The organism is Sorangium sp. So ce128, assembly GCF_051525245.1.
GTDB classification, from domain to species: domain Bacteria; phylum Myxococcota_A; class Polyangia; order Polyangiales; family Polyangiaceae; genus Sorangium; species Sorangium cellulosum_B.
Window position 1 is genome coordinate 1,346,527 of record NZ_CP150313.1, and the last position, 26,298, is coordinate 1,372,824.

The 26,298-nt window shown below is 72.2% G+C and carries 21 protein-coding genes; 6 read left to right on the forward strand and 15 right to left on the reverse strand.

Translation table 11 applies throughout. The features are described 5' to 3' along the window. Nucleotides 1-21: 21 nt before the first annotated feature. The 10 genes from WME82_RS05145 to WME82_RS05190 form a co-directional block, all read right to left on the reverse strand. Nucleotides 22-1,122, reverse strand: coding sequence for a metallophosphoesterase (locus tag WME82_RS05145; protein WP_438041897.1), 1,101 nt, complete (start codon nt 1,120-1,122; stop codon nt 22-24). A gap of 92 nt (nt 1,123-1,214) precedes the next feature. Next, nucleotides 1,215-1,760 (reverse strand): DUF1232 domain-containing protein, encoded by a 546-nt coding sequence (locus WME82_RS05150; RefSeq protein ID WP_437715874.1) that lies wholly within the window; start codon nt 1,758-1,760, stop codon nt 1,215-1,217. A 235-nt stretch (nt 1,761-1,995) separates the two neighbouring features. Then, on the reverse strand, nt 1,996-3,090 hold the full coding sequence (locus WME82_RS05155; RefSeq protein ID WP_438041898.1) for a hypothetical protein: 1,095 nt from the start codon (nt 3,088-3,090) through the stop codon (nt 1,996-1,998). A gap of 47 nt (nt 3,091-3,137) precedes the next feature. Next, nucleotides 3,138-4,217: a dipeptidase gene (locus WME82_RS05160; RefSeq protein ID WP_438041899.1), complete on the reverse strand. Its 1,080-nt coding sequence runs from the start codon at nt 4,215-4,217 to the stop codon at nt 3,138-3,140. Between the two features lie 4 nt (nt 4,218-4,221). Continuing rightward, a complete protein-coding gene (locus WME82_RS05165) occupies nt 4,222-5,643 on the reverse strand; it encodes a serine/threonine-protein kinase (RefSeq protein WP_438041900.1) in 1,422 nt (473 codons plus the stop codon). A 107-nt stretch (nt 5,644-5,750) separates the two neighbouring features. Further along, nucleotides 5,751-8,366 (reverse strand): transglycosylase SLT domain-containing protein, encoded by a 2,616-nt coding sequence (locus tag WME82_RS05170; RefSeq protein ID WP_438041901.1) that lies wholly within the window; start codon nt 8,364-8,366, stop codon nt 5,751-5,753. 138 nt (nt 8,367-8,504) lie between these two features. Next, nucleotides 8,505-8,906, reverse strand: a complete 402-nt coding sequence (locus tag WME82_RS05175) for a c-type cytochrome (RefSeq protein ID WP_438041902.1) — start codon at nt 8,904-8,906, stop codon at nt 8,505-8,507. 359 nt (nt 8,907-9,265) lie between these two features. Further along, a complete protein-coding gene (locus tag WME82_RS05180; protein WP_438041903.1) occupies nt 9,266-10,672 on the reverse strand; it encodes a sensor histidine kinase in 1,407 nt (468 codons plus the stop codon). 282 nt (nt 10,673-10,954) lie between these two features. Continuing rightward, a complete protein-coding gene (locus WME82_RS05185; RefSeq protein WP_437744427.1) occupies nt 10,955-11,419 on the reverse strand; it encodes an SRPBCC family protein in 465 nt (154 codons plus the stop codon). Between the two features lie 173 nt (nt 11,420-11,592). Continuing rightward, nucleotides 11,593-12,876 (reverse strand): SprT-like domain-containing protein, encoded by a 1,284-nt coding sequence (locus tag WME82_RS05190; protein ID WP_437914951.1) that lies wholly within the window; start codon nt 12,874-12,876, stop codon nt 11,593-11,595. Nucleotides 12,877-13,029: 153 nt separating this feature from the next. On the opposite strand from WME82_RS05190, the gene WME82_RS05195 reads away from it, so the two are divergent. Both WME82_RS05195 and WME82_RS05200 read left to right on the forward strand, forming a co-directional pair. Continuing rightward, nucleotides 13,030-15,090 carry a sulfatase-like hydrolase/transferase gene (locus WME82_RS05195; protein WP_438041904.1) on the forward strand — a complete coding sequence of 687 codons (2,061 nt, stop codon included), beginning with the start codon at nt 13,030-13,032 and terminating at the stop codon, nt 15,088-15,090. A 5-nt stretch (nt 15,091-15,095) separates the two neighbouring features. Further along, nucleotides 15,096-17,114: a sulfatase-like hydrolase/transferase gene (locus WME82_RS05200; RefSeq protein ID WP_438041905.1), complete on the forward strand. Its 2,019-nt coding sequence runs from the start codon at nt 15,096-15,098 to the stop codon at nt 17,112-17,114. A 22-nt stretch (nt 17,115-17,136) separates the two neighbouring features. Here the strand turns inward: WME82_RS05200 and WME82_RS05205 are convergent, their stop codons facing one another. The 3 genes from WME82_RS05205 to WME82_RS05215 all read right to left on the reverse strand — a co-directional run bounded on the left by WME82_RS05205 (nt 17,137) and on the right by WME82_RS05215 (nt 19,341). Then, nucleotides 17,137-17,706 carry a hypothetical protein gene (locus tag WME82_RS05205; RefSeq protein ID WP_438041906.1) on the reverse strand — a complete coding sequence of 190 codons (570 nt, stop codon included), beginning with the start codon at nt 17,704-17,706 and terminating at the stop codon, nt 17,137-17,139. Further along, nucleotides 17,703-18,953, reverse strand: a complete 1,251-nt coding sequence (locus WME82_RS05210) for an AAA family ATPase (RefSeq protein ID WP_438041907.1) — start codon at nt 18,951-18,953, stop codon at nt 17,703-17,705. Before WME82_RS05210 ends, WME82_RS05205 begins: the two co-directional genes overlap by 4 nt. Nucleotides 18,954-19,158: 205 nt before the next feature. Continuing rightward, complete coding sequence (locus WME82_RS05215; protein WP_437914956.1) at nt 19,159-19,341, reverse strand: hypothetical protein; 183 nt, start codon at nt 19,339-19,341, stop codon at nt 19,159-19,161. A 323-nt stretch (nt 19,342-19,664) separates the two neighbouring features. Between WME82_RS05215 and WME82_RS05220 the strand changes: the two genes are divergently transcribed. Next, entirely contained in the window at nt 19,665-20,255 is a 591-nt protein-coding gene (locus WME82_RS05220; RefSeq protein ID WP_438041908.1) for a Uma2 family endonuclease, read from the forward strand. A gap of 40 nt (nt 20,256-20,295) precedes the next feature. Here the strand turns inward: WME82_RS05220 and WME82_RS05225 are convergent, their stop codons facing one another. Continuing rightward, a complete protein-coding gene (locus tag WME82_RS05225; protein WP_438041909.1) occupies nt 20,296-20,808 on the reverse strand; it encodes a DUF1993 domain-containing protein in 513 nt (170 codons plus the stop codon). A gap of 213 nt (nt 20,809-21,021) precedes the next feature. Further along, nucleotides 21,022-24,111 carry a PEP/pyruvate-binding domain-containing protein gene (locus tag WME82_RS05230; RefSeq protein ID WP_438041910.1) on the reverse strand — a complete coding sequence of 1,030 codons (3,090 nt, stop codon included), beginning with the start codon at nt 24,109-24,111 and terminating at the stop codon, nt 21,022-21,024. A 157-nt stretch (nt 24,112-24,268) separates the two neighbouring features. On the opposite strand from WME82_RS05230, the gene WME82_RS05235 reads away from it, so the two are divergent. From WME82_RS05235 to WME82_RS05245, 3 genes are all read left to right on the forward strand, one after another. After that, complete coding sequence (locus tag WME82_RS05235) at nt 24,269-25,291, forward strand: YegS/Rv2252/BmrU family lipid kinase (protein WP_438044859.1); 1,023 nt, start codon at nt 24,269-24,271, stop codon at nt 25,289-25,291. A 54-nt stretch (nt 25,292-25,345) separates the two neighbouring features. Continuing rightward, entirely contained in the window at nt 25,346-25,489 is a 144-nt protein-coding gene (locus WME82_RS05240; RefSeq protein WP_438041911.1) for a hypothetical protein, read from the forward strand. A 142-nt stretch (nt 25,490-25,631) separates the two neighbouring features. Further along, complete coding sequence (locus WME82_RS05245) at nt 25,632-26,270, forward strand: hypothetical protein (RefSeq protein ID WP_438041912.1); 639 nt, start codon at nt 25,632-25,634, stop codon at nt 26,268-26,270. Nucleotides 26,271-26,298: the final 28 nt, after the last annotated feature.

Consider the following 26,298-nt stretch of genomic DNA (forward strand, 5'->3'; position numbering starts at 1 on the left):
GATATTTTCTCACAATTGCGTCTATTTTTTCGGTTTGGCCGCGTTGGGTGCGCTGGTCGCATCGGTGCCGCCAGAGGCGTCGGCCGCCTCGGTCGCCTTGGTTGCGTCGGCCGTCAAGACGCGCACGGTGTCACCGACAATCTCCAGCGCTGCTGGTTTTCCGCCGTAATGCGACGCCATGCCGACGTCGATCCGCCAGATCTTGTCGCCGCAGGCCGACGTGACGCCGTGCTTCTGGACCGTGTGGCCCACGACCATGCGCTTCGCGGACATCGCCGCGAGGGTCTGGTCCAGCGCCGCGCAGGGGGGCGACCCCGGGGCCGGCGGCGGCTCGCTCGAGTAGAGGCGCGCCCACACCGGGCTGTCCTCGGCCGCGATCACGGCCGGCGCGGAGGGGCTCTTCCCCTCCATCCACGCGCGCACCTCGCGGTTGATCCGCGCGATGCCGTAGCGCGTGTGGGCCGGGAGCACGCCGCCGTGCGCGAAGACGGTGTCGCCGACCGCGATGATCACGTCGCGCGCCGCGAGCTTCCTCGCGTAGAGACCGCCGGGGGCGAACGCGGCGGCGCGGGCTCGCGCGGGGGGCGGCACCGGCGCGAGGCGGGGGCCCGACGCGTCGAGCCCGGGCACGTCCTCGAAGTCCTTGAAGCCGCCCTCGGTGACGTAGCGGAAATCGAGCTGGACGTTCATGACCTCGTGGTTGCCGTTCAGCGCGTACACGACGCCGCCGCCGGCGCGCGCCTCGACGGCGAGGCGATCGAAGAGGTCGACGATCTCCTGCTCGCCGTCGCCGCGGTCGAGCTCGTCGCCCGTCTGCACGAGCACGAGCTTGCCGCCGATCCAGCGATCCGCGCCGTCGATCGCGCCCGCGATCCGCAGGGCCGCGCGCGTTGCCGCGAGGTCGCCGTGGACGTCGCCGATGGCGACCACGCGATCGGCGGCCGGGTAGGCGTAGGAGCGATCCGCGTCGGGCGGCGGCGCGGCCGGGGCTCCGGTCGAGCGCGAAGGCGGAGAGGAGGCGGCGGCAGCCGGGCTGTGCGCCGTCGAGGCAGGTCGGTCGGCGTCGCAGCCCGCGGCGAGCAGTGCGGCGAGCAGCGCGGTGAGGCGGGGAGCGGCTGACATCGGACGCGATCCTCCGGGGGATGATCGGGGGTGTACCATGGCGAGCGGTGGACGCGCCGCGGCGCGCCGCAGCGGCGCCTCGACGCGCGCGATCAGGCCGGGAGCTTGGCGGAGAGGAATGATTTCAGCTTGATCAGATTCTTCGCGTCACGGCTGAAGCTCGGTGCCGTGTAGCTCGACGCCCAGCCGGTGATCTCGTGCATGAACGAGGTGCGGACCTGCTCGTCGCTCAGGATGTCGTCGACGGTGCGGCCGCGCGCGGCGCCCTTCTCCAGCGAGCGCACGTAGCCCTTGAGCCGGGCGTAGTCGCCGCCGAGCAGCTCGGCGATGAGCTCCGCGTCGCGGGCGAGCCGCGCGAGGGCCGGCGCCTGATCGCGCAGCTCAGGGCTCTCCGCCGCGGCGAAGGACGCGGCGACGCGCAGCACGAAGGCGTCGTCGAGGAAGCCGAGATCCTCGATGCCGTCCGGGATGAGGTCGAGCGACTTGAAGAGGTAGTTGAGGCCCCCCGCGAGCGAGCGGCGCGTGGCCTCCGGGCTTTCCGGCGAGGCGAGCAGGCCCGCCAGATCCGTGGCGTCCGAGGCGAGGCTGCGCAGCCACTCGGGGAACGTGTCGAGACAGCGGTCGTCGAGATCGGTCATGGGATCCTCCCGGCGGGAGCCGGAGGGTAGTCCGAGGGGCGCGGCGCCGTCCATGCCATCCATGCAGGCGAAGGCGCTCGGCGCCGCTTCGGGCGCCGGGCGCTGCGACCAGGACATCGTTGCCGGCGCGAGCGCGGCCGGCGCGAGCGCGCGTCGCCGGCGCGGGCGCGCGTCGATCGGGGCTCGCGGGCGGCGGGCCGCGCAGCGCGCGCGCTCTGCCGCGGCAGCCCCCCGATTATCCGTCCGTCAGCCCGATGCGCCCCGTGACGCTCGCGCTCGCGCGCACGCTCGCCTGGATGCGCGCCGACGCGCTCTTCGAAGCCTCGGCCGCCCCGGCGACGCACGCGAGCGCGCGCGCTCCCGCGTCGCCCACGATCCGCGGGAGCGCGGCGCCGACCTGGACCACCGTCTGGGCGTCGCCGAGGAGCCGGCGGCCGAGCGCCACCTCGGCGTGCAGCAACGCCGGCAGGTTGGCCTGCAGCGTCGCCGCGAGCCGCGCGGCCATCTCGCCGCCCTGCACCACGCGCACCTGGACCCGCGTGGGCGTGCAGGCCGCGTGGACGGCCGCGTGCGCGCGGCAGCACGCCTCGCACTCGGCGTCGCCGCTCGGGGGCCACTCCACCCAGGAGCACTGCGGCGCCTGCCAGGTGCCCTCGCAGCGCGCGTGGCACGTGGCGTCGCAGCCGCCGTCGCACTCGCCGTCGCACTGCCCCGCGCAGCGGCCCTGCGCGTCGTGGGCGGAGCACTGCCCCCGGCACTGCCCGGTGCAGCGCCCGTCGCACCGCCCGTCGCAGCGACCCTGGCAGTGGCCGGAGAGCCGCGCGGGCTCGCAGTACGCCACGATCTGCCCTGGAGCCAGCTGCACGTTGCACGAGCCGCTGCACTGCGCGCCGTTCGCCTCGCAGGCCGGCCGCCTCAGCGTGACCCCCACCCCGGCGCCCTGGAGCAGGATGGCGTCCATCGCCGCCGAGACCGGGCCGCAGGCGCCGCTGGCCTGGCCCCCCACCTCGTCGCGCGGCGCCATCTGCGCGGGGGGTATCCCGAGATCCGCGCCCATCCGGCGGCACGCGCCGGCCACCTGCGCCTCGATTGTGGCCGACACGGCCGCCATGTCCTTGGCGGCCTGCACGAACGTCCTCACCTTCGCGTTCGCCCGGGCGTCCGCGGCGAGCTGGGCCCCGAGGACGTCGCCCGGGCCGCGCAGCTCGGGGCAGACGGCCTCGCCGGCGCCCTCGACGCGCGGGAGCTCGGCGCAGCTCGGGCCGGCGATGGACGCGAGGAGCGCGAGGGCGAGGAGCCCTCGCGCCGACCGGGCGACTCCCCTGCGCATGCGTGGCCTTTACCACGAGCGCGCGGGCAGCGCGCCGCGGCCTTCGGCTACGGGCGCGCGCCGCCGGCCGCGCTCGCGCTCTTCGCATCCATCGCCGGCTGCCAGCCGAGGATGCGCAGCGCGTTCTGCGCGAAGATCTTCACCACGTCCTCGCGCGACATGCCGCGCTGCCTGAGCCGCGCGGCGAGCGCCGGCAGCGCCGACGCGTCGTCGAGCCCCCTCGGCGGGACGATGCCGCCGTCGAAATCCGAGCCGATCGCGACGTGATCGACGCCGGCCACGCGGACCATGTGATCGACCTGCGCGACCACGTCGTCGACGTCCGCCTCGCTCGTGCCGTTCACGAAGGGGGCGTGGAAGTTGAGCCCCGCGACCCCGCCGCTCCGCGCGATGAGCCGCAGCTGCTCGTCCGTCAGGTTGCGCGGCCGGTTCGCCACCGCGCGCGCGTTCGAGTGGGTCGCGACGATCGGCGCGCCGTGCGCCGCGGCGATCGGGACGAGATCCGCGAACGCGGCGTCCGAGATGTGCGAGACGTCGATCAGGGCGCCCTGGTCGTAGACGCGCTCGCAGAACCGCTTGCCGAGCTCGGTCAGCCCGTACGCCGCCGGCTCGCCGGTCGCGGACGACGAGAGCCGCGTGTTCTTCGCGTGGTTCGGGCTGATGAGCCGCACGCCGCGCGCGATGAAGCGGTCGATCTGCGCGATGTCCGCCGCGAACGCGCCGGCCCCCTCGATCGAGAGGAAGGTGCTGATCTTCCCCGGCTCGGCCCGCGCCGCGCCGAGCGGGAGGAGCACCGGGTTCGCGGCGATGATCGCCTCGATCGTCGCGAGGACCGCGCTGGCGTCCTCGATCTGCGGGCCCTCGGGGCGCGCCTGGTCGGGCAGGTAGATCGGCAGCACGATGCCGAGGTAGTGGCCCGCGACGAGCGTCTCCCTGCGGGCGTGGCCTTCGCCGAGGCGCCTGTCGCGCCCCTTGAAGTGGACCTGCCAGGGCACGTCGACGTGCAGATCGACGACCGGCACGGGGGGCTCCGCGGGCGGGTCGCCGAGCGTGGGCCGCGGCGCGCCCAGGGCGCCGGCGGCGCAGGTGACGGCGAGCAGGGCGCGGACGCGGGCGCTTCCGTTCATGCGCTCACCCGCTCACCAGCACGCCCAGCGCGAAGCCGACGCCGAGGCACACGAGCCCGATGAGCCCCACGAGCCACCAGGCAGCGCCCTCCGAGCCCCCGCCCTCGGCGGCCAGGGGGACGTCCACGACCCGCACGTCGTAGTGGCCGCCCGTGAGCGTCGGCACGCCGGCGGGCTGCTGCGCGCTGATGTGGGTTGGCCTGGCCGAGAAGGTCGCCGTGGGCGCCACCGACGGGGACGCCTGGACGGGCGGCGCTGACGTGCGCGGCGGGGGCACCGTCGGGATCCTGGACGCGACCGGCGGCATGCTCTGCACCGGCTGCGTGATGTTCTGCGGCGGTGGCGCCATGTTCTGCGGCGGTGGCGCCATGTTCTGCGGCGGTGGCGCCATGTTCTGCGGCGGTGGCGCCATGTTCTGCGGCGGTGGCGCCATGTTCTGCGGCGACTGCGTCGCGTTCTGAAGCGGCTGCGGCGGCGGCAGCGAGGGCAGCTGGTGCGTCAGCGCGGGCGACGCCGGCGCGTCGGGCCGCGCGCTGGGCGTCGCGATGCCCGTGCGGTGCGCGATGGCGCCCAGCGTCTGCGCCATCTCCTCGGCCGTCTGGAAGCGCCCGGCCACGTCCTTGCAGAGGGCGCGCTGGAAGAAGAGGCCCCAGGCCGCGAGGTGGGGCGCGACCTGCTCGATCGGGCGCACCTCCTTGGCGAGCACGGCGGTGAGCCGCGCGAACTCGTTCTCGGCTGGGAACGGCTGCGTCGCCGTGAGCATCTCGTAGAAGATCACGCCGACGCTCCAGAGATCGGCGCGCGCGTCGACGCCCTGCGCGTTCTTGATCTGCTCGGGGCTCATGTAGCCGGGCGTCCCGAGGAGCGTGCCAGCGCGGGTCTTCAGGCCCATTCCGCCGGCCGCGTCCATCACCTTCGCGATGCCGAAGTCGAGCACCTTCACGCGGAAGCCCCCGCGCGGATCGCGGATGAGGAACAGGTTCTCGGGCTTCAGATCGCGGTGGATCACCTTGTGGCTGTGCGCCGCCATGAGCGCCTGGAGCACCTCGTGGATGATGGGCACGGCCTGCTGCGGGGGGATCGGGTTGCCCGTGTCGATGTACGCGGCGAGCGGGACGCCCTGCAGGAGCTCCATGACGAGGTAGGGCGTGCCGTCCTCGGCGCGGGTCGCCTCGAAGACCGAGGCGATGTTCTGGTGGACGAACCCCCTCGTCGCCTCCGCCTCGGCGAAGAAGCGGTGGAGTACCTGCTCCTCCTGCGTGAACTCGGGGTGGAGCACCTTGATCGCCCGCTTGCCCTCGCCGCGAAGGCTCTCGGCCTCGTAGACCGCGCCCATGCCCCCCTCGCCGAGGAGACGCAGGATCCGGAAGCGCCCGCTGAGCACGGCGCCCACGAGCTGATGGGAAGGGCTCGATGGGTCGATCACACGCGGACTCTACCAAAGCTTCACCGCGGCCCGCTCGCCGAAACCTCGGCGGCTTTTGGCTTCCGGTTCCGCCGGCGCTTCGGCGTGCGGCTCCGCCGGCGCGGGTGTCAGGGCGCGGCGTTCGCCACGGCCGAGCGCGCGGCCGGGCTCGCGGGCAGCGGCGTCCGCAGGGCCTCGCCCGGCTGAGCGCCGGCGTAGAGGAGCTCGTAGACGGCGAGGCTCGTCATCACGCGCTTCGTGTAGAGCCGCGTCTCCTCGTACGGGATGCGCTCGACCCACAGGTCGAAGCTCTGCGAGGGGCGCTCCGCGATCCACCGCTTCGGCGCGCCGCCCCCCGCGTTGTAGGCGGGGATCGCCAGCAGGGGGTTGTCCGAGAACTGGCCGCGCAGCTGCGAGAGGTAACGGCAGCCGAGCGCGATGTTCACCTCGGGGCGCTTCAGCGCGTCGGCGCTCCACGGCAGCCCGAGCGGCTTGGCCACCCGCTTCGCGGTCGGCACGATGAGCTGCATCAGCCCGAACGCCTGGGCCGGCGAGGCCACCCTCGGGTCGAAGGCCGACTCCTCGCGCATGATCGCGTAGGCGAGGGCCTCGGGGATCCCGCTCCGCTTGGTCTCCGCGGCGACGAGGCCGGAGAAGGGGCGCGGGTAGGCGAGCTCCCAGGCGCCGCGCCAGCGCCCGACCGGGTAGTGATCGACCCACTCGCCCGCGAGCTCGACGGCCGCCGGCGCCGCCATGGCGGTGCGCAGGATGCTGTACGACTGCGGCAGCGCGCCCGAGCGCGCGAGCAGGAACGCCGAGGCCCACATCACCTCGCGCGGCGCCGTCTTGCCCCCGACGCCGAGCAGGTCGAGCTCGCGCCGCGCGAGCTTCGCTTCCCCCTGGCGCGCGAGCTCCACCGCGCGCGTGAACGCGGGTTGCGCGAAGAGCGGGCTCCTGAGCTCGGTGTACGGCGCGCTCGCGTCGCGCTCCAGGGCCGCGGACAGGGCGCGCTGGGCGGCGGCGGGGTCCACGTCGGCGAGCCGCGCGTGGGAGAGCGCCATGTAGAAAGAGAGCGGGTAATCGCGGATCACCTGCTCGAGCAGCGCCTTCCCCTTGTCGGGCGAGCCCGTCTCGATGTGGGCGCGCCCGAGGTAATAGGGGAGCCTGCCGGCGGCGTGGTACGCGCGTTCGTGCGGGAACCGCTCGAGCGCGCGCTCGAGCGGCCTGACCGCGCCCGCCCAGTCGCCGCGCTCCATCTCGAAGAGCGCGAGCTCGAACAGGCCGTCGGCGACCATGTCGCCCGCCGGGTAATCGTCGGGCATGGCGGTGAGCAGCTGCACGAACTGCGCCTGGTCCCCGAGCCCGAGCAGCGCGCGCGCGCCGAGGTAGCGCGCGTCGTCCGCGAGCCGGTGATCCGGGTATTCCTTCTCGAGCAGCGCGAAGCGCGCGGCCGCCTCGGCGTGCCGATCGACGCGGAGCGAAGCGCGCCCGGCGTTGTAGAGGGTCTCGGGCCGCCGCGGGGCGGGCGCCCCGGCTGCGGCGGGCGCCCCGGCTGCGGCGGGCGCGTTCGCACCTGCAGCGGTGGGCGCGACGCCGGCAGCGGCGGGCGCGACGCCTGCAGCGGCGGGCGCGACGCCTGCAGCGGCGGGCGCCGCCGGCCCGCAGCGCTCGATCGCCGTGCCGAAGAGGTCGGCGGCCTCGGCCCTCCGCCGGAGGCGCCCGAGCGCCTCGCCGCGCGCGGCGAACGCGTCGCAGGCGAAGGCCGAGGGCGCCTGCGCCTCGGGGAGGGCGATCAGCGCGTCGGTGACGGCGAGCGCTTCCTTGTCCTGGCGCGAGGCGAGCAAGGCACGCGCGCGGGCGAGCAGATCGGCGGGGCCCAGGTCGAGGAACGGCTTGCGCCGCGCGAACGGCAGCGTCGACAGGGCCTGGTCCTGGATCTCCTTCGCCTCCCCGGCGCCGGCGCCGCCCGGCGCCTCGTCGATGACGCGCCGGGTGACACGGATCGCCTCCTCGGCGTGGTCTTCGCTCGGGTGGCGGAGCAGCGCGCGCGCGAAGCGGAGCGCCTCGGGCACCCACGTCGACGCCGGCCAGCTGCGGGCGAGGTACGCGCGCCAGCGCGCGGCCGCGCCCTCGATGTCGCCCTTGTCGGCGAGCGCGCCGGCGACGAGGCGATCGAGCTCGTCGGCGATCGCGACGTCCGACGCGACGGCGCGCGCGCGCTCGAGCGCCGCATCGGGCTGCCCCGCCCTGGCGAGGAGATCGGCCGCCGCGAACCTCGCGTGATCCGCGAGCGGCCCGCCCGCCGCCGCGGCGGCGTCGTACTCCCTCGCCGCGCCCACGGGATCGCCCGCGAGGGCGCGCAGCCGCCCGAGCTGGTAGCGAAACGCCGCCGTGTCCGCGGGCGACAGGGGCGCCGAGAGCGCCTGGGCCATCGCCGCGGCCGCGCCTGCGTACGCCTCCTGCTCGACGAGCTTCTGCACCTGCGCGAGCCGCGGGTCGTCCAGCACGAGGGTGAGGCGCTCGGGGTCGAACGCCGGCGCCTCGCCCGGCGTGCCCGGGACGACGGGCCCCGCCGGCGCCGCGCTCGGCGGGGGCGCCGGCTGCGGGCAGAGCGGCGGGCAGGCCGTCGCCCCGCGCTGCGCGGGGGGCGCGCCGGCGCACGAGGCGCCGAGCGACGCGGTCAGCGCGAGCGTGGCGGCCAGCGCGAGCGCGGCGGCCCCGGAGCGGGCATCCAGCCTGAACATGCCTGCACCATACTCCGGATCGCGCGGTCGCACAGCGATCGAGGCGAGCGGCGCGCCTGCGAGCCGCCGGCGCGCCCTCTCGTGAGCTGGCGCGCCGGCGTTCGGACGTGAGAAGCGGGCGTGGCGGGGGGCGCGGCGTTACTGGGCCGCGTCGCAGGCGAGGAAGATCCGGATGGACTCGATCGTGTCGTCCGAGAGCTTCGCGCCGATGGGCATCCCGTCCCCGCCATTCGCGCCGCCGATCCGGATCTCCGAGAGGATCTCCGCCGCCTCGGCGGTGACGCTGGCGGGGTCGTCGACGTTGACCTCCTCCGGAGCGCCGATGCGCGACGCGCCCTCCGAGGTCGACAAGTGACAGGGCACGCACTGGTCCTGGAGCGCCTGGTAGCCCGCCTCCGCCTGCGCGGTCGAGTCGGGCGGACACTCACCGAGCGGCGACCCCCCGGAGGTATCGCCGCCGCCGTCATCGCCGCCGCAACCTTGGAGAGCGCCCATGACAAAGGGCGCGAAGCAGAGCAAGAGCATCGTACGAACGGGCATCAAAGCACCTCAACAGCTTGTTTAGGGAAGGGGAGCGAGCCGGAGTCGAGCCTCCAGCCATGCAGGCCGGCCGGGCGCTGCGCGCCGATGGTGCCTGGGGCTGCGCACCGGGTCAACAAAGACGGATCGGCGTGGACTGAAGGGGACCGGGGTCGTCCGAGGGGGCAACCTCGTACAAGTTCGAGGCGCCGTGGGTCTGCTCGGCGGCAGCCTCGTGCGAGGGGAGGCGCCGCCTGCCCCGTTCGGATAGGGCGGCTACTGCGGCGCGTCCGGGACCGGCGTGTCGAGCACGATCTCGGCGCCTCTCTTTTTTCGCAAGCGCATCCTCACGTCGCTCGCGGAGCGCAGCCTCCCGGAGGTCATGCGGTGGAGCTCGGGCCGATTTCGGGCGCGTGCGCTGCCTCGCTGCTCGCTCTGGGCAGCTCGAACCAAAAGAGGCTCCCCTTGCCCACGACCGTGCGGAGCCCCACGCGGCCGCCGTGCGCCTCGGTCAAGCGTTTGACGGTGGCGAGGCCCAGGCCCAGACCCGGCACTCGAGCGCCTTGCGCTCGGACATGAGGCTCGAACACCATCTGCTCCAGGGCCGGCGCGACGCCGGGCCCCGTGTCCTCCACCTCGATCCGCACAGCCTCTCTCGCGTCGATCACCCGGATCACGACGCGACAGACCGCCGCGTCGCCGAGGTACTTGAGCGCGTTGCGGGTCAGGTTGGCGAGGATGCTGGTCAGCACGCCGGGGCTCGCGGCCACCGCGCACGGGGCGAAGGGCTCGACCCGGAGCTCCGCGCCGAGCTCCACCGCGACAGGAGCGAGCTCGACCATGAGATCGTCGATGATGGGGTGCACCTCGGCGCGCGCGCCTGGCTCCGGACTCGCGCCCGCGCGAGCAAACGCCAGCAGCCCGTCGGTCATGCGCTTGACGCGCAGGATGGCCTGCCGGCCCCGTTCGAGCCCTTTTCGTGCCGGATCTCCCTCGCCGCACCGCCGCAGGGCGAGGTCGAGCGCGAGCGCAACCGCGCCGAGGGGGCTGAGCACGTCGTGCGCGACCCGGCCGGCGAACTGCTCGAGCTCATCCGCTCGACGCTCCAGGACCACGCCTTGCTGCCAGAGCAGCCTCACGTGGCGCCGGACCTGCACGGCGGCCGCCGCGCAGGCCAGCAGCGCGAACGTCACGCTCGCCGTGTTGAGCACGAGCGCGGTCCGACGGGAGCGAACGCGGTTGGCTGCTATCTCGATCGCCAGAAGGCGTGCCTGCCGGGCGTTGAGCTCGATGCTGGCCATCACGGCGTCGTTCGTCGAGTTGAAGTCCGCCCGCAGCGCGCCGTCCACGAGCTTGTTGGCCTCGTCCGGATGGCCGTTCGCCACCAGCGAGAGGACCCGATCGGTGTCCTGATCGAGCTTGCCGAGCGCCTGCGCGACGGTCTGCCATTGCTTGAGCTCGCCCGGGTAGACGGGCATGCCGAGGTAGACGTCGATGCTCCGGGATAGATTGTCGCGCGCCTCGTCGAGCTCGTGGCGGTCGCGCGGGCGGCCCAGCGCGGCGTCGTTGACGAGGTCGCTCAGGAGCGCCTGGGTATGCCTCAGCTCGGCGCGCGCGGCCGCCAGTTGCATGATGCTCGGCGTGGCGTTCTCCGCCAAGCTCATGGCCGCCGCGTCGATCTCGGCGGCTCGGTGCTCCGCGTAGCCGGCGGAGATCACGAAGCTCGCGATGGCGACGAAGAAGGCCGCAAACAGCGACAGCAGGATAGACGGCAGCCGCTCGAGCATAAGAGAAGACTTCGCTCTCGCCGGGTCCTTCCTCCGTCGCATCGCCATGCCGGGATGCTGTTCCGCCGTCCGCCCGAGCGCAACGCGGGAAGTACGCCGGAGCCGTGGCGGATCACCCTCGCTGCATCAGCGGATGTCCCCCAGGCTCGTGTCGAGGGAGGATGAGATAACCACGATTACGCTGGTGAGCGCTGGTCGGCCTTGGTGCCCTGAGCGCGATCGAACGAGCTTGGTGAACACCGATGAGGCCCCCGGAGAGGGTGTTCGTGGGGCGGCGCAGCGCTAGCTCGCCCGCCGCCGCTCCAGGTGCGTCTTCATGGCCTTGAGATCCCCGTGCACCGCCTTCTTGAAGCTGCCAATGAACAGCCGCCCCAGCGCCTCCATGAACCAGCCCATCCCGGCGATCTCGCCCTCCATCTTGAGCAGCGTGCCGGCGCCCTCGGGCTCGAAGACATACCGGAAGCGGTAGGCCCCCCGCCCCGTGGTGCCCTTTTGCCCGTCGACGAAGAGGTCCAGACGCCTGCCTGGCTCCGCCGCCGTGACCTCGAACAGCTCGGTCGATTCCTTGCCGAACATCTTGCGCGTCTCACGCCACATCGCGCCCTTGCCGACGACGGCGCCCGTGAGCTTCTCTACCCGCACGAAATTGGGCATCCAGTCGCCGAACGCGTCGATGTCGGTCGCGAGCCGGAAGACGTCCTCGGGCGATGCATCGAAGCGCTCTTCAATGGTGAACAGGAGCGGCATCTCGTTCTTCTCCTAGGCTTTCCCGCGCGCCGCGCCATCGTGCCGGAACCGATCCTTCTCCGTCAACGAGCGCGTCGAGCGTGCGCCGCGGCCGAGACGCTGGCGCTCCGCCATCTCGCATCGTCCGGCTTCCGTCCGAGCTCCTCGCGCGGCCCGGATCCGGAGTCGCGAGCTCAGCCCTTCTTGCCCGGCGGCAGCAGCATGCCCCGGTTGCCGGTCGCCCCCTGCATCGGGCGGTGCAGGACGATCTTTCGCCCCGCCTCGCGCCCGTGCGCGTGCGCCGCCGTCCGCTGGTTGCCCGCGTGGCGCAGGTGCTGCACGTGCGGGTGGCGCGTTCGATAGTAGCCGTCCAGATCGGCGTCCCTCACCCAGACGAGCCCCTGCTCGACGGACACCTTCCGCTCCGCGTTCAGCTTCTCGAGGAACCCGAGCATCACCCCGGCCTGGTAGGTCCGCCGGTCCTTGTTGCCCTTCACCCCTTGGGTCCGCTTGTGCTCGTTCCACAGCTGCTCGGCCGTGTGGTGCAGGAACGCGTGCACGTAGGCCGCCATCTCCAGGTTCGCCGGCGTCCCGCAGATCTCGAGGACGCTGCCCCGCTTGCCCTCGAGCGGCACGTAGACGGGCACCCAGATCGCCTCGACGAAGAAGTGCTTCCCCAGGATGCCGCCGACGATCCGCTCGGTCTCGCCCACGCGCCCGCTCGGCGCGCCGAGGTGGCGGAATCCGTACTGCCGCGCGGCGCGCGCCTTCGCGACGTCGAGGTTGTACTTCAGCATCAGCCGCTGCGCGGCGCTCATCGCCGCCTGCGCCTCGTTCGCGTTCGGGCTGTCGGCGAGCGCGAGCAGCCGCGCGATGCGATCGAGGATCCGGGCGTCCACGCTCGCCTCCGACGCGCCCGCGTCGCCGCCGCGCGCGGCCCCGCCAGGATCCGCCGGCGAGCGCCCCGCGGCCGGCATCCCGGCCGCCGTCCCGTCGATGCCGAGGCGCGTGCACACCTCGCGGAACGCAGGCCCGTGCGCCGCCTCGTCCCTGACGCCCAGCACCTCGTGCACGTACTGGTGCGCCATCTCGTGCTTCAGCACCTCGATCACGACGCCCCACGGCTGCGTCAGGACGAGCGGCCGCGAGATCTCGATCGCGCGCGTCTCCGAGATCCACCGCCCGAGCCGGCTCGCGGCGTCGGACAGCTCGATGGACGCAGAGCGCAGCTTCCGCCGGAAATGCGTGTAGTTCAGGCTCTGGTAGGCCGCCATGAGCTCGCGCACGAGCGCGGCCTCCAGCTCGGCGCTGAGCCTGGCCGCCGTCTCGAGCGGCGACTCGGGCGCGGGCGCGCCCGGCGACGGCCTCGCCTCAGGCTCCGCGGGGGCCTCGGTCGACGCGGGTTCGGCCGGCGGCGCCCCGGCCCCGGAGGCCTGCTGCGCGCCGGGCATCCCGTTCAGGAAGAGCTGCTCCGCCATGCGAACGCCTCCATGGCACGCCTCGCGCGGCGGTCGAAGGGTTTTCTCGTCTCCCGGGCGGGCAACCCCGGCCGGCGCCGTCACCTCGATGCCACCGAGCCGCCTCAGAAACGTTCCCGATACGCCACGTCCTCGGTAAACTCGCGCGCCTCCGTGCTCCGCTCCAAGGCGCTCAACGATCCTCGGCCGGTCGAGGCCGACGCCGCAAGCCGCTCGTCCCGCGGCTTCGCCCGCGATCTGGGCGCAGATCGCGCCGCGGCGCGCGCTCGGCTGCGCGCCGTCGCCCGCGCCCGCCGCCGCTACGGCCGCCTGTTCCTCGCGCTCCCGCTGCTCCTCGTCGTGGTGGCGGACGTCCTCCTCCGCGGCGATCGCCTGCTCGATCTGGGCGGGAAGCACATCGCGAGCTACCTCGGCGCGATGGTCGAGAGCGCCGCGCTCTGGGGGCTCCTGCTCTTCGCGGCCTCGTCGCGGCGGGGCGCGTCGCGGTGGCTCGCGGCGCTGCTCTTCGTGGCGCTCGCGACGCTGTCGCTCGGCGGCCAGCTCTACTTCCACCGCCAGTACGCGACGTACCTCAACCTCGACGCGACGCTCTTCGGGACCTCGCTCTCGGCCAGCCTCTTCGGCCAGCTCCGGGCCGACGGCGAGAACTTCTTCCGCTCGGTCCTCCCGCCGCTCCTGCTCGCGATCGCGCTCGTGTGGCTGGGCCGGCGGATCGTGCGGCCTGGCCGCACGGCGTGGGCCCGCGCCGCCCGCCTCGCCGCGCCCGCGGTCGTGGTGGCCGCGTTCGTCCTGCCGTGCTCCTACCGCACGGTGCAGGCCTCCACGCCCGACGTCATCTACTTCCACGCGATCGGCGGCCTGCTCAAGGAGCTCGCCGGCGTCCAGACCACGGCGCAGGTGCGCCCCGGGCTCCGCACGCCGCCCTCGCTGCCGCCTGTCACCCCGCGGCCGGGCCCGCGGCGCAACGTCCTCTTCATCCTGACCGAGAGCGTGCGCGCCGACGCGACGTGCTCGGCGCGCGCTCCGGTCGGCGTCGGGGTCGCCGCCGGCGAGGCGCCCGCCGCGTGCCCCGGCACGCCGCGCATCGACGCGGCGGTCCCCGACCGGCTGCCGCTCACGCAGATGCGCTCGAACGCCTCGACGACGGCGATCGGGCTCGCGGTGCTCTGGTCGGGCCTCCAGCCGGTCGCGACCCGCGAGGCGCTCCACACGGCGCCGCTCGTCTTCGACTACGCGCACGCCGCCGGCTTCGACAGCGCTTACTGGACGAGCCACCACATGATGTTCGCCAACTCGCGCCTCTACGTGCAGGACCTGCCGGTCTCGCACCAGTGCGGCGCGACCGAGCTCGATCCGCTCGCCGACATCGATCTCGGGGCCGACGACCGGCTGCTGTCGGCGCACGTCCGGTCCGAGGTGCTCTCGCTGCGCGAGCCGTTCCTCGCGGTCGCGCACTTCGGGAATACCCACGTCCCCTACCTGGTCGACCCGGAGGACGCGCCGTTCCAGCCCGCCCTCGAGAGCAAGGCGCCGGACGACAACGAGGCGTACCGCAACTTCTACAGGAACGCGGTCTACCGTCAGGACGCGGCCATCGCGGAGCTCATCCGCTTCGTCCGCAGCTCTCCGGTCGGCGAGCGCACGGTCATCGTCTTCACGTCCGACCACGGCGAGGCGTTCCGGGAGCACGGCCAGCTCGGCCACACGGGCTCGATCCTCGACGAGGAGATCCGGGTGCCCGGATGGGTCGACGCTCCGCCGGGCACCCTCACGGCCGCGGAGGAGGGCGCGCTGCGCGCGGCCCGGGACGAGCCCGTCTTCCACACCGACGTGGCGCCGACCCTGCTCGACCTGATGGGCCTCTGGGAGGAGCCTGCGCTCGCGGGGTACCGGGCGGCGATGGTCGGGCACAGCCTGCTCCGGCCGTCGCCCGGGCCGGCGGTGCTGGCGCTCACGAACTGCACCGGGATCTGGGGCTGCGCGTTCAAGAACTGGGGGATGATGCGCGGCAACATGAAGCTCGAATCCCGCGCCTGGGACACCGCCTGGCACTGCTACGACGTGCTCGCCGACCCCCGCGAGCAGCGCGACCTCGGGCCCGCCGCCTGCGGCGACCTGCCCCGGCTCGCGGACGCCCTCTACGGCGGTCCCGCCGGCAGCGTCGACGTCCCCGCCCACCTCCGCGACCTCGCGGTCGGGCCTCGCCACGACTGATCCGGATGACCCAGGACATCGACCGACAGGGCGGCGCGCTCGCCGAGCCGCCCACGTCCCCCGCCATCCTCCCCCCCGCGCACGGGGACGATCGCGCCGCCCGTGACCGCGTCCGCCCGCGCGCTGCGCGGAGGGCCGCGCTCCGCCGCGGCCGCCTGATCAGCGCTGCCCTCCTGGCCTCGCCGGCGCTCTGGATCCTCGTCGCCGACGTGCTGCGCCGGGCCCGCCACATGACCACGTTCGATCGGCCGCACGCCGCGGGGTACGCCGCGACCGTGGCGGCGTCGCTGGGGTTCTGGGGCCTCTTGCTCTACGTCGCCTCGGGCCGTCGCGGCGCGGCGCGCGGCGTCGTGGGCGCGCTGTTCGTCGCGCTCTTCACGCTCGCGTGCGGCGTCCAGGGGGGCTTCCACGCCCTCTACAACATCTACTGTTCGGTCGACTCCCAGATCCACTCCCAGTCGATCCCCTGGTCGATCGTGGGCACGCTCCCGCTGGGGCACCCGCGCGTGATCGCCCACTTCGCGGTCGCGCTCGGGCTCGCCCTTGGGGCGCTCCGGCTCTCCCGACGGCTCGTGCGCCCCCGGCGGCTCAGGCGGCGCCTCGCCGCCGCGCTCGTGCCGCTCGCGCTGGCCGGCGTGGCGATGATCCCGGTGAGCTACCGGGTGATCCAGTCGTCGTCGGCCGACATGATCTACTTCCACGGCATCACCGCCGTGGTGAAGGAGCACCTCGGCGTCACGAACGACTCACCGGATCTGCGGGTGCAGCGCCGCAACCCGGAGCGCGTGCCGCGGCTCTCGGCGCGGCCTGCGCGGCCGCGGAACGTGGTGCTCATCCTGCAGGAGAGCCAGCGGGCGGACGTGACGTGCGTCGCGTATGACCCGGCCTGCGACAAGGCGACGCCGTTCTCCAACGCCGCCGCGCCTCGCCGCATGCCGCTCCTGCAGATGCGGGCCCACGACTCGACGACGGCCATCTCCATCTCGAACATCTGGTCCGGCGTCCCTCCGACGGAGAGCCTCGCGGTGCTCGGCGCTGCGCCGCTGCTCTGGGATTACGCCCACGCGGCCGGGTGGGACACCGCGTACTGGACGAGCCAGAACCTCATGTTCGGGAACGCTCGGCTCTACGTGCAAGACATCCCGGTCTCGCACCGGGCTGTCGCGACCCAGCTCGATCCGGGCGCCGACCTCGATTACGGCGCCTATGATCGGCAGCTCACGGATCGGGTGATCGAGGAGTGGGGCGAGCTCGTCGAGCCGTTCTTCGCGGTCGTCCATTACTCGAACGTCCATTTCCCGTACGTGAGCGATCCGCTCCACTCGCCGTTTCAACCGAGCGAGCTGACCAAGGCGCCCGAGAAGAACGAGCACTTCAAGAACTACTACAAGAACGTCGTTTACCTGTCGGACATGGCGGTTGGCCGGCTCATCGAGCACATCCGCGGGACGCCGAGCGGCGAGCGCACGGTCATCGTGTACACGTCGGATCATGGCGAGTCGTTCCGGGAGCACTGGCAGCTCGGCCACACGAGCTCGCTCTGGGACGAGGAGATCCTCGTCCCGACGTGGGTCGACGCGCCGGAGGGGACGCTCGCGCCGGAGGAGCGGGCGAGCATCGAGGGCGCGAAGGACACGTTCGTGTGGCACCTCGACCTGGCGCCGACGTTCCTCGATCTGATGGGCCTCTGGGACGAGCCGGGCCTCGATCCGTTCCGCCGGCGGATGATCGGACACCCGTTGACGCGGCCCGAGCGCACGGTCGCGCCGATGCCGCTCACGAACTGCACGTGGGTGTGGGGCTGCGCGTTCCGCAACTGGGGGATGATGCAGGGGCCGATGAAGATCGAGGCGCGCGAGTGGGACGGCGAGTACCACTGCTTCAACGTGCTCGACGACCCGCTGGAGCTGACCAACCTGGGAGAGCAGGCGTGCGCGCCGCTGCCCGACCTCGCGCGGGGGCTCTTCCACGAGATGCCGAACGTCACGCCGCCGGGGAGGCCGAAGGTCGACTGGGGCGGGTGAGCCTGTACGGGGCGCGGGGGCGCTACGCGCCGAGGCGTCGCTCGAGGTCCGCGACCTCCGGGCACAGGGAGCGAATGCGGCTGTACCGCGAGGCTGCCTCGCGGGCCAGGATCCCGGGCCCCTCCGCCGGCTCCTGGAGGACGCCGCGCTTCTTGGCGAGGGGTTGATAGTAATGCTCCTTCGGGTTTTCGTGGGCGCGTACTGCCTTCCACGCCCACTCGGAGGGCAGATCGTGTCCGGCGAGGAGCCACACCTCGACCTCTTGCCAGGCGTTCTCGGCCAGAAAGCGCTTTCCCAGTGGAAGAGCGGTGCTGGCCAGCGACTCCAGTCTATCGAGTGCCTCGCGCCGCCCCGGTTTGCCATCGCGGTCGACGATGAGCAGGAAGCACTCGATCATCGCCTGGTAGCGCACGAGGATCTCCTGGAGGCGTTCCCACCGGAGCGCCTGGTCGACGCCGCCGAGGAGCGGATCGCGGCAGACGATCACCTTGGCTTTGCGGCCAATGACCTCGAACATCCTCGTGATGACGGGCTCGAGGACGTATTGGTCCTTGCGAAAGTCCTCGGGGATGACGAGCACGCGATAGCTCACTGCGCGGCCTCGCCCGCGTCGTCTGCCATGAGCTCTACCATGTCTTCTAGCCACCCTGAGGCGTGGAGCCGAGCGAGGTCCTGCGTCTCGAGGACCCGGCTCAGGTCGGGGAGGTCGACCACCTTGCGCACGCTGGACTCGTCGGCGCCGCGAAGCCGGTAGATGAGGAGGGCGCTCTCCCTGGACTCGGGGGTGAGGAAGCCGAGGAGCTGGGGCGAATGGGTCGTCGCGATGACCTGGACATCCCTGGTGCGACACTGCTGCTCGATGAGCTGCACGAGCAGGTGAAGGCGCGTCGGATGGATGCCGTTCTCGATCTCCTCGAAGAAGTAGAAGTGAGCGGAGTCGGTGTCGAGAAGAGCGGCGAGGATCGCGAGGAAGCGCAGCGTGCCGTCCGACGCGCTGTAGGCCGAGATCCTGCGCCCGCCCTGCTCCACGAGGTGCACGAGGACGCGTCCGGCGAAATCCTGGGGAAATTCGAGATCCATCACGTCGAGCGGCGTGAGGGCGCGGATCCACTCGAGGAGCGTGGCTCTTCGCTTCGGATCCTGGGAGATCGCTTGCAGCACGGACGAGAGGTTTTCGCCGCGATCCCCGAGCACCTGTCGGCCTGGCAACGAGGGGAGCCGCGCAGCGTCCGGTGAGAGATCCAAAAAGCGCATCGAGCGTAGCGTGTGCAGCGTCCTCTTTGCTTGTCTCCGGACGTAACGAGGATCCCTGACCTGCGCGATCGCAGGCGAACTTATCGCAGGCGAGCTTGACAGGGTGGATTCCTCACCACCTCGCGCGAGGCGTACGAGCAAGTGTTCTTTGTCTTTCTGCGCAGGGGCGTTCTCAGCGGGGTGGGAGTCGAAGCTCATGTCTGTGCTCTCGTAGAGGGCCTCGCGTGTGACCCTGGGAGCAGCATTCGAGAGCCCGGTGGTGACGGAGATTCGATATTTGTGATGGTATTGGTTCTCAATGTCCTTGAGCTCTGCACCGATCGAGAACTCTGCTCCTCCTCCGAAGACGACCTCCTTTGTGCCGCCTCGAAGACCCTTCCACTGAAGCTCGCCGCCCTCGCCGTACTTCTCTCCCAAGATCTCCGCCAGCGAGTAGCCGCGGCCGACGCCATGGAGAAAGCGGAACGCATCGCGGAGGTTGCTCTTGCCGGAGGCGTTCGTCCCGACGAGCAGCGTGAAGGGGCCCAGCGGGATCGCCGCCTTCCGGAAGCTCTTGAAGTTCTCGAGCGTGATCGAGGTCAGCATGGGCTCTCGGCGTGGAGTGTAGCTGCCTCGCTGCCCGTCGTTTCACTGAATCGCTCGACGGCGCGCCAGCGCCCGGTGAAGCGTGCGGACTCTGGACGGGCGGCGGACGGACGGCGCGCGCTCCGGGCCCAGCTCGCTCCGCGACGCGGGCGGTTGAGCCCCGTGCGGCGCTCAGCCCTCCTCCAGCAGCGCCGCCTGCACGGCCCTAAAGCGCGCGCTCTGCGCCGCGCCCTTGCGCCCAGGCGAGGTGGATCGTGTTCCGGGCGCCCCGGCGCCCCTTGCCCGGCCGCGGCCCCACCACGACGACCTGCTTCGCCGCGACCGCCTCGGCGATGAAGTAGTTCGGCAGGACCGCGATCCCGACGCCCGCGAGCACGAGCGCCAGCATCCGCGCCTGGAGTCGCGGCTGCGCTCCCTGGGCGCGCGCTACGAGCGAGGGCCGGTGTGGAAGCCGTTCGCCGTCCGGGATAGCCGGCTCGTCACCGGGGAAGAACCCGGCGTCCTCGGCGCTGGTCGCGCGGGAGACGCTCGTTGCGCTCGCCGAGCAGGAGCCGAGGGAGAGCGCGCGCTGAGCGTGCGCCGCGCTGGACCGAGGCCCGGCGCCGATCGGGCGAGAGAGCGCGTCGCGGTCCCACGTCGCGGAGGTGGAGCGAGCTGGTGAGGTCGAGCGATGCGTCGCGACACCTCGCTCGGAGGCGCTATGCTCGACGCGTGCCCGCTGCACAGAAGCCACACCCAGCCACGGTGGCGGATCTCCTGGCCATCCCCGAGGAGCAGCGCTTTCACGAGATCCTCGACGGCGAGCTCGTGCAGAAGGCCGTCCCTTCGTTCGAGCACGGCGACGCGCAGTCCGCCATCGTCGCGCACGTGAAGATCCCCTTCCAGCGGCGCCCCGGGGGCCGCTGGCCCGGAGGATGGTGGTTCGCCACGGAGATCGAGGTCGAGTTCATGCCGGACCAGGTGTACCGGCCTGACGTGGTCGGCTGGCGTCGCGAGCGCGCGCCGGAGCGGCCCAGCGGGTGCCCTGTCCCGATCCGGCCCGACTGGGTCTGTGAGGTGCTCTCCCCGAGCAACGCGCGGAACGACACGGTCAAGAAGATGCGCGTCTACCAGCGCTGTCAGCTCCCCCATTGCTGGATCGTCGATCCCCGGGAGGAGACGCTGACCGTGCACCGGTGGACCCCGGAGGGGTACCTCGTGGCGCTCCGCGCGGAGCGGAGCGAGCGCATCAGGGCCGAGCCGTTCGATGCGATCGAGCTTCAGGTCGGGGTGCTCTTCGGGGACGAGCGCGAGGACGACTGACGGTCGCCGGCCGCCTCCCCGCGGGGGAGGGCGGCCGCTGTCACAGGTCGCGGAGGTCGAGCGACCCGATGAAGTCGGACTTGCCGACGTCGAGCCCGTTGTGCCGCAGGATCGAGTACGCGGTGGTGGCGTGGAAGTAGAAGTTGGGGAGCGCGAACCCGAACACGAACTCCGGGGCCTTCATGCCCTTGCCCGGCAGGAAGAAGAGCGGAATCGTGCGGTCTTCCGCGCCCTTCAGCTGCTCCGGCTTCACCGCCTTCACCTGCTCGATCGCCTTGCCGATGCGCGCGCGCAGCTCCGCGAGCGTCTCGTCGCCCGTCTCGAGCTGCGGCGGCTCCCCGCCGGTGAGCAGCGCGCTCAGCCTCAGGGGCCAGGCGATGACGTTCTGGAGCTGACGCCTGAGGTTCCACTGATCGGGCGCGAGGCGCGCGGTGAGGAGCACCTCCGGATCGAACTTCTTCTGCTGTGCGTAGGCCTCCGCCTTGTCGAGCCAGACCAGCGCCTGGCCGAGCATGCGAGTCATCTGGGGGAACGAGCTGTCGTAAAGGCTCATGATCTTCTCCTCGTCAGCAGGAACAGCCGGCGCCTCTGGTCCACCCGCGGCCTCCGCGCGTCAACTCCGCGCGCGCGCCGGCGCCGGTTCACGTCGCGCGGCCGTCTGAAGCGGCAGTCGCGCTCGGCTGGATGCTTCGAGGAGGAGTGACGCGCCCGGCGGAGCCTCAGGCGGCGGGGCTCGCCGGGGCTCCGCAGGCCGCCCGTGCGCCGCTCAGTCGACCCGGTGGAACACGCCCGCTGGATCGAGGGTCCACAGCTTCGCGCCGCCCTCGCCGCCGTCCGGCGTCCGGACGTGGATCAGCCGGATGCCCTTCTGCTCCAGCTCGGCGAGGATCGCGGGATCCAGGCCGGGCTCGAGGCGGGGCTCGAAGATGAAATCCTCCGAGAAGTTGTGGTGCTGCGGGTGGTACGTCTGCGCGTGGTAGCCCCTGAGCACGATCGGTGCGCTCGTCAGCCCCTCGATGCGCGTCTCCACCCACTTGTGGAGCGGCGCCGTGTACCCCGCCGTGGGGCCCGTGGGGGCCGGCGGCCAGTAGAACGAGGTCTCCACCGTGACGCCGGACGTCCACGAGAGCGAGCGCTCCTGGAGCAGCGCGCCCGCCACCGGGGGGCCGTCTGCGGGACAGGCATCGAGCTGCACCACCTCCGAGGACACGTCGAGCGGCGTGCCGTCCCACTCGAGCGCCGGCACGGGCGTGGCGTAGGCGGCGCTCAGCATCATCCCGACGTCGCGCAGCGCGACCAGCGGGCCCAGCGACGGCGGCAGGAGCTCGGGCACCGGGGAGGCGGCGAGAGCATAGGTGATCTCCGAGGCCCCGGCGCCGTCCACGAAGGAGTCCGTGGCCGTCTCCTCGGCATACGCGTGGGACGCGGCCGGCCACGCCGCAGGGCTCCCCGAGAGCGTCGCCACCGATCCACCGGAGAGGTAGTCGAGCCGCGCGTCCTCGAAGAGCGTGCCGGCGAGCGCCGCCGGCGTGAGGAACCCGCTCTTCGCCGAGAGCCTCGCGCGCACCTTGAGCCGGTGGTTCGCGAACACGTTGCCGAACTCGCCCTGGAAGGTGCAGACCTCCCGGGGCTCGTCGAGCAGGAACGGCGTGAGGCTCGGCGCCGTGTCCGGGAGCGCGACCTCGCGCACCTGCTTCACGACGAGGTCTCCAGGCTTCATCTTCTTGAACTCGTAATCGAGCAGGAACGACTTCCTGCCGGGGTTCACCTCGCTGAACCGCGCCTCGACGCGGCCGAGCAGCGCGGCGAGCGCGAGGTAATCGTCCTCCCATTGCATCACGTGGCCGCCGAGCGGGACGAGCGTCGAGCCGGACAGGAGGTAAACGGAGGTTTCCTGGTCGAAGAGGCTCGCGGTCACGACCTCCGGCTGCGCTCCGCCTTCCGGGTTGGTGACGGACGTCGCCCCGAGCTGCGTCACGATCTTGATCTGGTCATTGACCAGCTCGCGCCGCTCGAGCGTCGCGACGCCGTTCGCCATCTCGTCGTCGTCAGGATAGGAGTGATGGACGAGGACGCCCATCCCGACCTCAGCCTCGTCGACGCCATGGAGGAGCCGGGCGAGGAAGGCATTGTCGTTGTAGAAGCTCGCGTACACCTTGCGGATCGCGCGGAACACGCCGCGCTCGCTGGCCTCGCCGGCGTCGCACAGGCTCGGCCCCTCCTGGTCGGCGTCCCGATCGTCGGCCAGGCAGCCGCTGTAGCTGTCGTAGAGGCCCGCGCCCGTGAAGACGGCGCTGTCCTCCACGTTGGTCGAGCTCCGGAACCGGATCTTCTTCGTGGGCGTGAAGCCCTCGAGCGCCGCCTCGATCGCCTGCCGCTGCCCCGCCGAGAAGGCGGTCTCCCCGGTGATCCGCGCGCGGATCGCCGCGAGATCGGCCTTGAGCGCCAGCATGTCGGGCGGGTAGCTATGTCCCGCGAGGCGCTCCGCGATCTCGGCGCGAAGCGTACGGCCGCCGGGCATGACCTGATCGAGGAAATCGTCCCAGAGATCGAACGACAGCGCGACAGCGACATCGGAGTTCTCCGGGATGGCGTCCCGCAGCAGGCCATAGTTCGCGGCCTTGCCCCCGAAATGCACGAGTTCCGCGGGGCCGAGATCCTCGGTGGATCCGGCGTAGGCGCCGAGGGGCTCCTTGGGCTGGATCCCGAGCTCGCCGGGCCGCTTCAGCGCGAGCAGCTGCTCCCTGTCCGCCGGCGCGATCCCTCCGGCCTCGAAGAGCACGGCGCGGCAGATGGACCCGTATTGCAGCGAGGCCCGCAGCGCGACCTCCTCGCCGTCGAGCGCCTTTGCCGCCTCGGCGGCGGCCGGATCGCCGAGGTAGACGAACGGGATGCCGAACGAGGTCGCGAGGAGGGCGGTGTGCGCGTTCGGCGTCGCGGGCGACAGCGAGACGATGCCCGCCACGTACGGCACCTCCGCAGGGATGGAGTCGGTGAGCAGGATGTCCTCGGCCCGGAGCTCGCCGCTCGCGTAGGCGGCGTCGATCGCGTCCGGCGGGACATAGCGGAGCCGGCCCACGGCCCAGCCCGTCGCATAACACGCGTCGCCGTCCAGCCACCGCTCGACCGAGCTCACCGGGAAGCCGCTCGCCTCGAAGAAGGCGCTGTTCTCCGCGGCCGACGCGGCTTGCTCGTACGTCGGGAAATAGAAGGGCCGCGCCCCCTGGGGCGCGATGACGCTGTCCTTCACGAGCTCCAGGACGACGCGCGCCACCTCGGGGTCGTAAGCCTCCTGGCGGACGAGCTGGATGCCGTATTCCGGCACGCTCTCCGGGGTCGGCGGGAAGAGCACGGCGCCGAGGATGGCCTTCTGCCCCTCCTCGTGCAGCGAGACCTGGTCGAACTCGTCCCGCGACATCTCGAAGAACGGGTCGAGCCGCGCCGTGGCGAACTCGCCGTGGAACGGGAACTTGTTGCTGTCCTGGTAGTAGACCTTGGTGGGGTCGTGCATCAGCACGGTGAACTTCACCCAGCCCGGCGTCTGGAAGGTCGCGGGCCAGGCGGCGAAGGGCTCGAAGGGGAAGCTGATCTGGTTCTTCCAGTCCTCCGATGGGGTGATGTCGATCGGGTAGGTGTCGACGGGCCATGACGCGCCGCCTCCGGCGCTCCCGCCGGCCCCCCCGCCTTCGCCGCCCGCGCCGCCTTCGCCGCCTTCGCCGCCGGTGGCGCCTCCGCTGCTGGTGGCGCCGCTGCCACCCGCGCCCCCTGACGAGTCCTCTCCGCAGGCGGCGAGCGTCCCCGCGCCGAGGAGCGCGAGCGCAAGACAAGCCGGTCGACCGATTCGCTGAAGTCTCATGAACAACATCGCGGTACAACTGCCGTGCCATCGTGCGGCCAGCGGCATCTCTGGGCTGCGCGGCGGGGCGTCGCTGTCGCGCGCGTGGCGCACGCAGGCACAGCCGTACGGGCGCGGCGCGGCTGCTCGCGCAGGTCTGCTCGCGGCCACCCTGCCGATTTTTCTTGGGGTTTCAACCGGTTCGGCGTTCTACGATGCCGCCATGACCGAGCGGAGAGCGGCGCTGATCGTCAACCCTGCTGCCGGCCACGCGGGCGATTCGGTCGAGTCGCTGCCTGCCCGGCTCCAGCGCGAGTTTGCGCTGAGCGTCTACGAGACGAGCGCGGAGCGCTCTGCCGCCGCCTGCGCCGACGCAGCGCGCCGCGAAGGGGCCTCCCTGGTGATCGCGGCGGGCGGCGACGGGACGATCTCCAGCGTGGCGTCCGCGCTCCTCGGGGCCGATGCGTGCCTGGGTGTCCTGCCGCTGGGAACGGCGAACTCGATCGCGCACTCCCTGGGAATCCCGGCCGACCTGGAGGGGGCGATCGACGTGCTCGTCCACGGTGAGCCGACGCGCATCGACGCCGCCCGCGCCAACGGGAAGACCATGATCCTGCTCTCGGCGGTCGGGCTGCACGCCGACACGGTCGGCGAGACCCCGCAGGACGAGAAGCAGCGCTGGGGTGTGCTCGCGTACATCCGCACCGGGCTGAGGAAGCTGATGAGCCTCGAGCCGTTCGTGGTCGAGATCGAGACCGAGGACCAGCGGATCCACTGCCGTGCGGTCGCGGTGACCGTCGCGAACATGGCGCCTCCGCGCACGGTGCTGGCGCAGGGGCCGCCCGTCCTGTCCCCCGACGACGGGCGGCTCGACCTGACCATCGTGTCGGCCACGACGCTGGTGGAGGCGGTCGCGACCGGACTGCACCTCCTGAGGACCGCGATCGACGGCGAGCCGGCCGAGCGCGACAACGTAGGTTTCCTCGCCGCCCGGCGGGTCTGCATCACGACCGATCCGCCCCAGAACGTGCTCATCGACGGCGAGGAGGCCGGGACGACGCCGCTCGTGGTGGAGTGCCTCCCTCGCGCCCTGACGGTCATGGCGCCCCGCCGCGAGGAGGCCCGTGAAGCGCCGCCCGCCGCGGAGGTCGAGGTGAAGCTCGCGGGGTTGCCCGAGCTCGAGGTCGAGCCGAAGCCGTGAGTCGCGCTCGGGCCGCGAAAGCCCGAGGAAAATCCAGACGACCGTGGCCGGGTCGTGGTCGTGGTCGTGGTCGTTTACGTGGTCGTGGTCGTTTACGTGGTCGTGGTCGTTTACGTGGTCGTGGTCGTTTACGTGGTCGTTTACGTGGTCGTGGTCGTGGTCGTTCACGGCCTATCGTTGACGACCACGACCACGTAAACGACCACGATCCGGCGTCGCGGCGCGGCGAGCAGCATCGTGACGGCCTCGTCAGGGAAGAACCGGAGCCGCCCGGCGTAAGGAAACGTGGTTCTGCCGCGGCAGGGCTCGATTCTTGACCTTTCATCGGGAGCGCAGAGGAATGCGAACGACGTTCTGGGCTTGTGTGGTGGGGGTGTGCTTGGCTTGCGGCCTCTCGGGGCTGGGCTGCGGGGGAGACGACGACGGGGCGACGCCCGGCGACTCGGCGGGTTCGGCGGGAGGCGGGGGCTCCGGGGCCGCGTCCTGCTCCGGACTCGACACGTCGGCGCTCGTCAGCGAGCTCTCGCCCGCGGAGGTCGAGCAGGCGTGCAAGGGGTATCGCCGCTGCAGCGCCGAGCAGGTGACCGTCGAGTACGTTTGCCTCATGCAGGGCGTGCTCGGCGCGGCGTACGGGGACGACGCCGGGACCAGCGACGCCGAGCTGCAGGCGAAGTGCTCCGAGCTGGTCGAGGGGTGCATGGCCGACCCGAGCCAGGCAGAGCAGCTGATGGAGCAGGCCCTCATGGAGGTCGACGCAAAGCCCTGCGCCCAGCCGACGCAGTGCACGGCCACGATCGCGGAGATCGACGCCTGCGCCGCCGAGGTGCGAGCGTACACGCGCGATGTGCTCCCCGCGTGCAGCGCGCTCACCATGGCGTTTTACGAGCAATCCGACGAGGACCCCGCCGTGCTCGATGGGGCCTGCAGCAAGCTCAACGTCGGCTGCCTCCCGCTCCTCCTGACGCCGAGCGATGATTGACCGGAATTGACGGGAATTGACTGGAAGG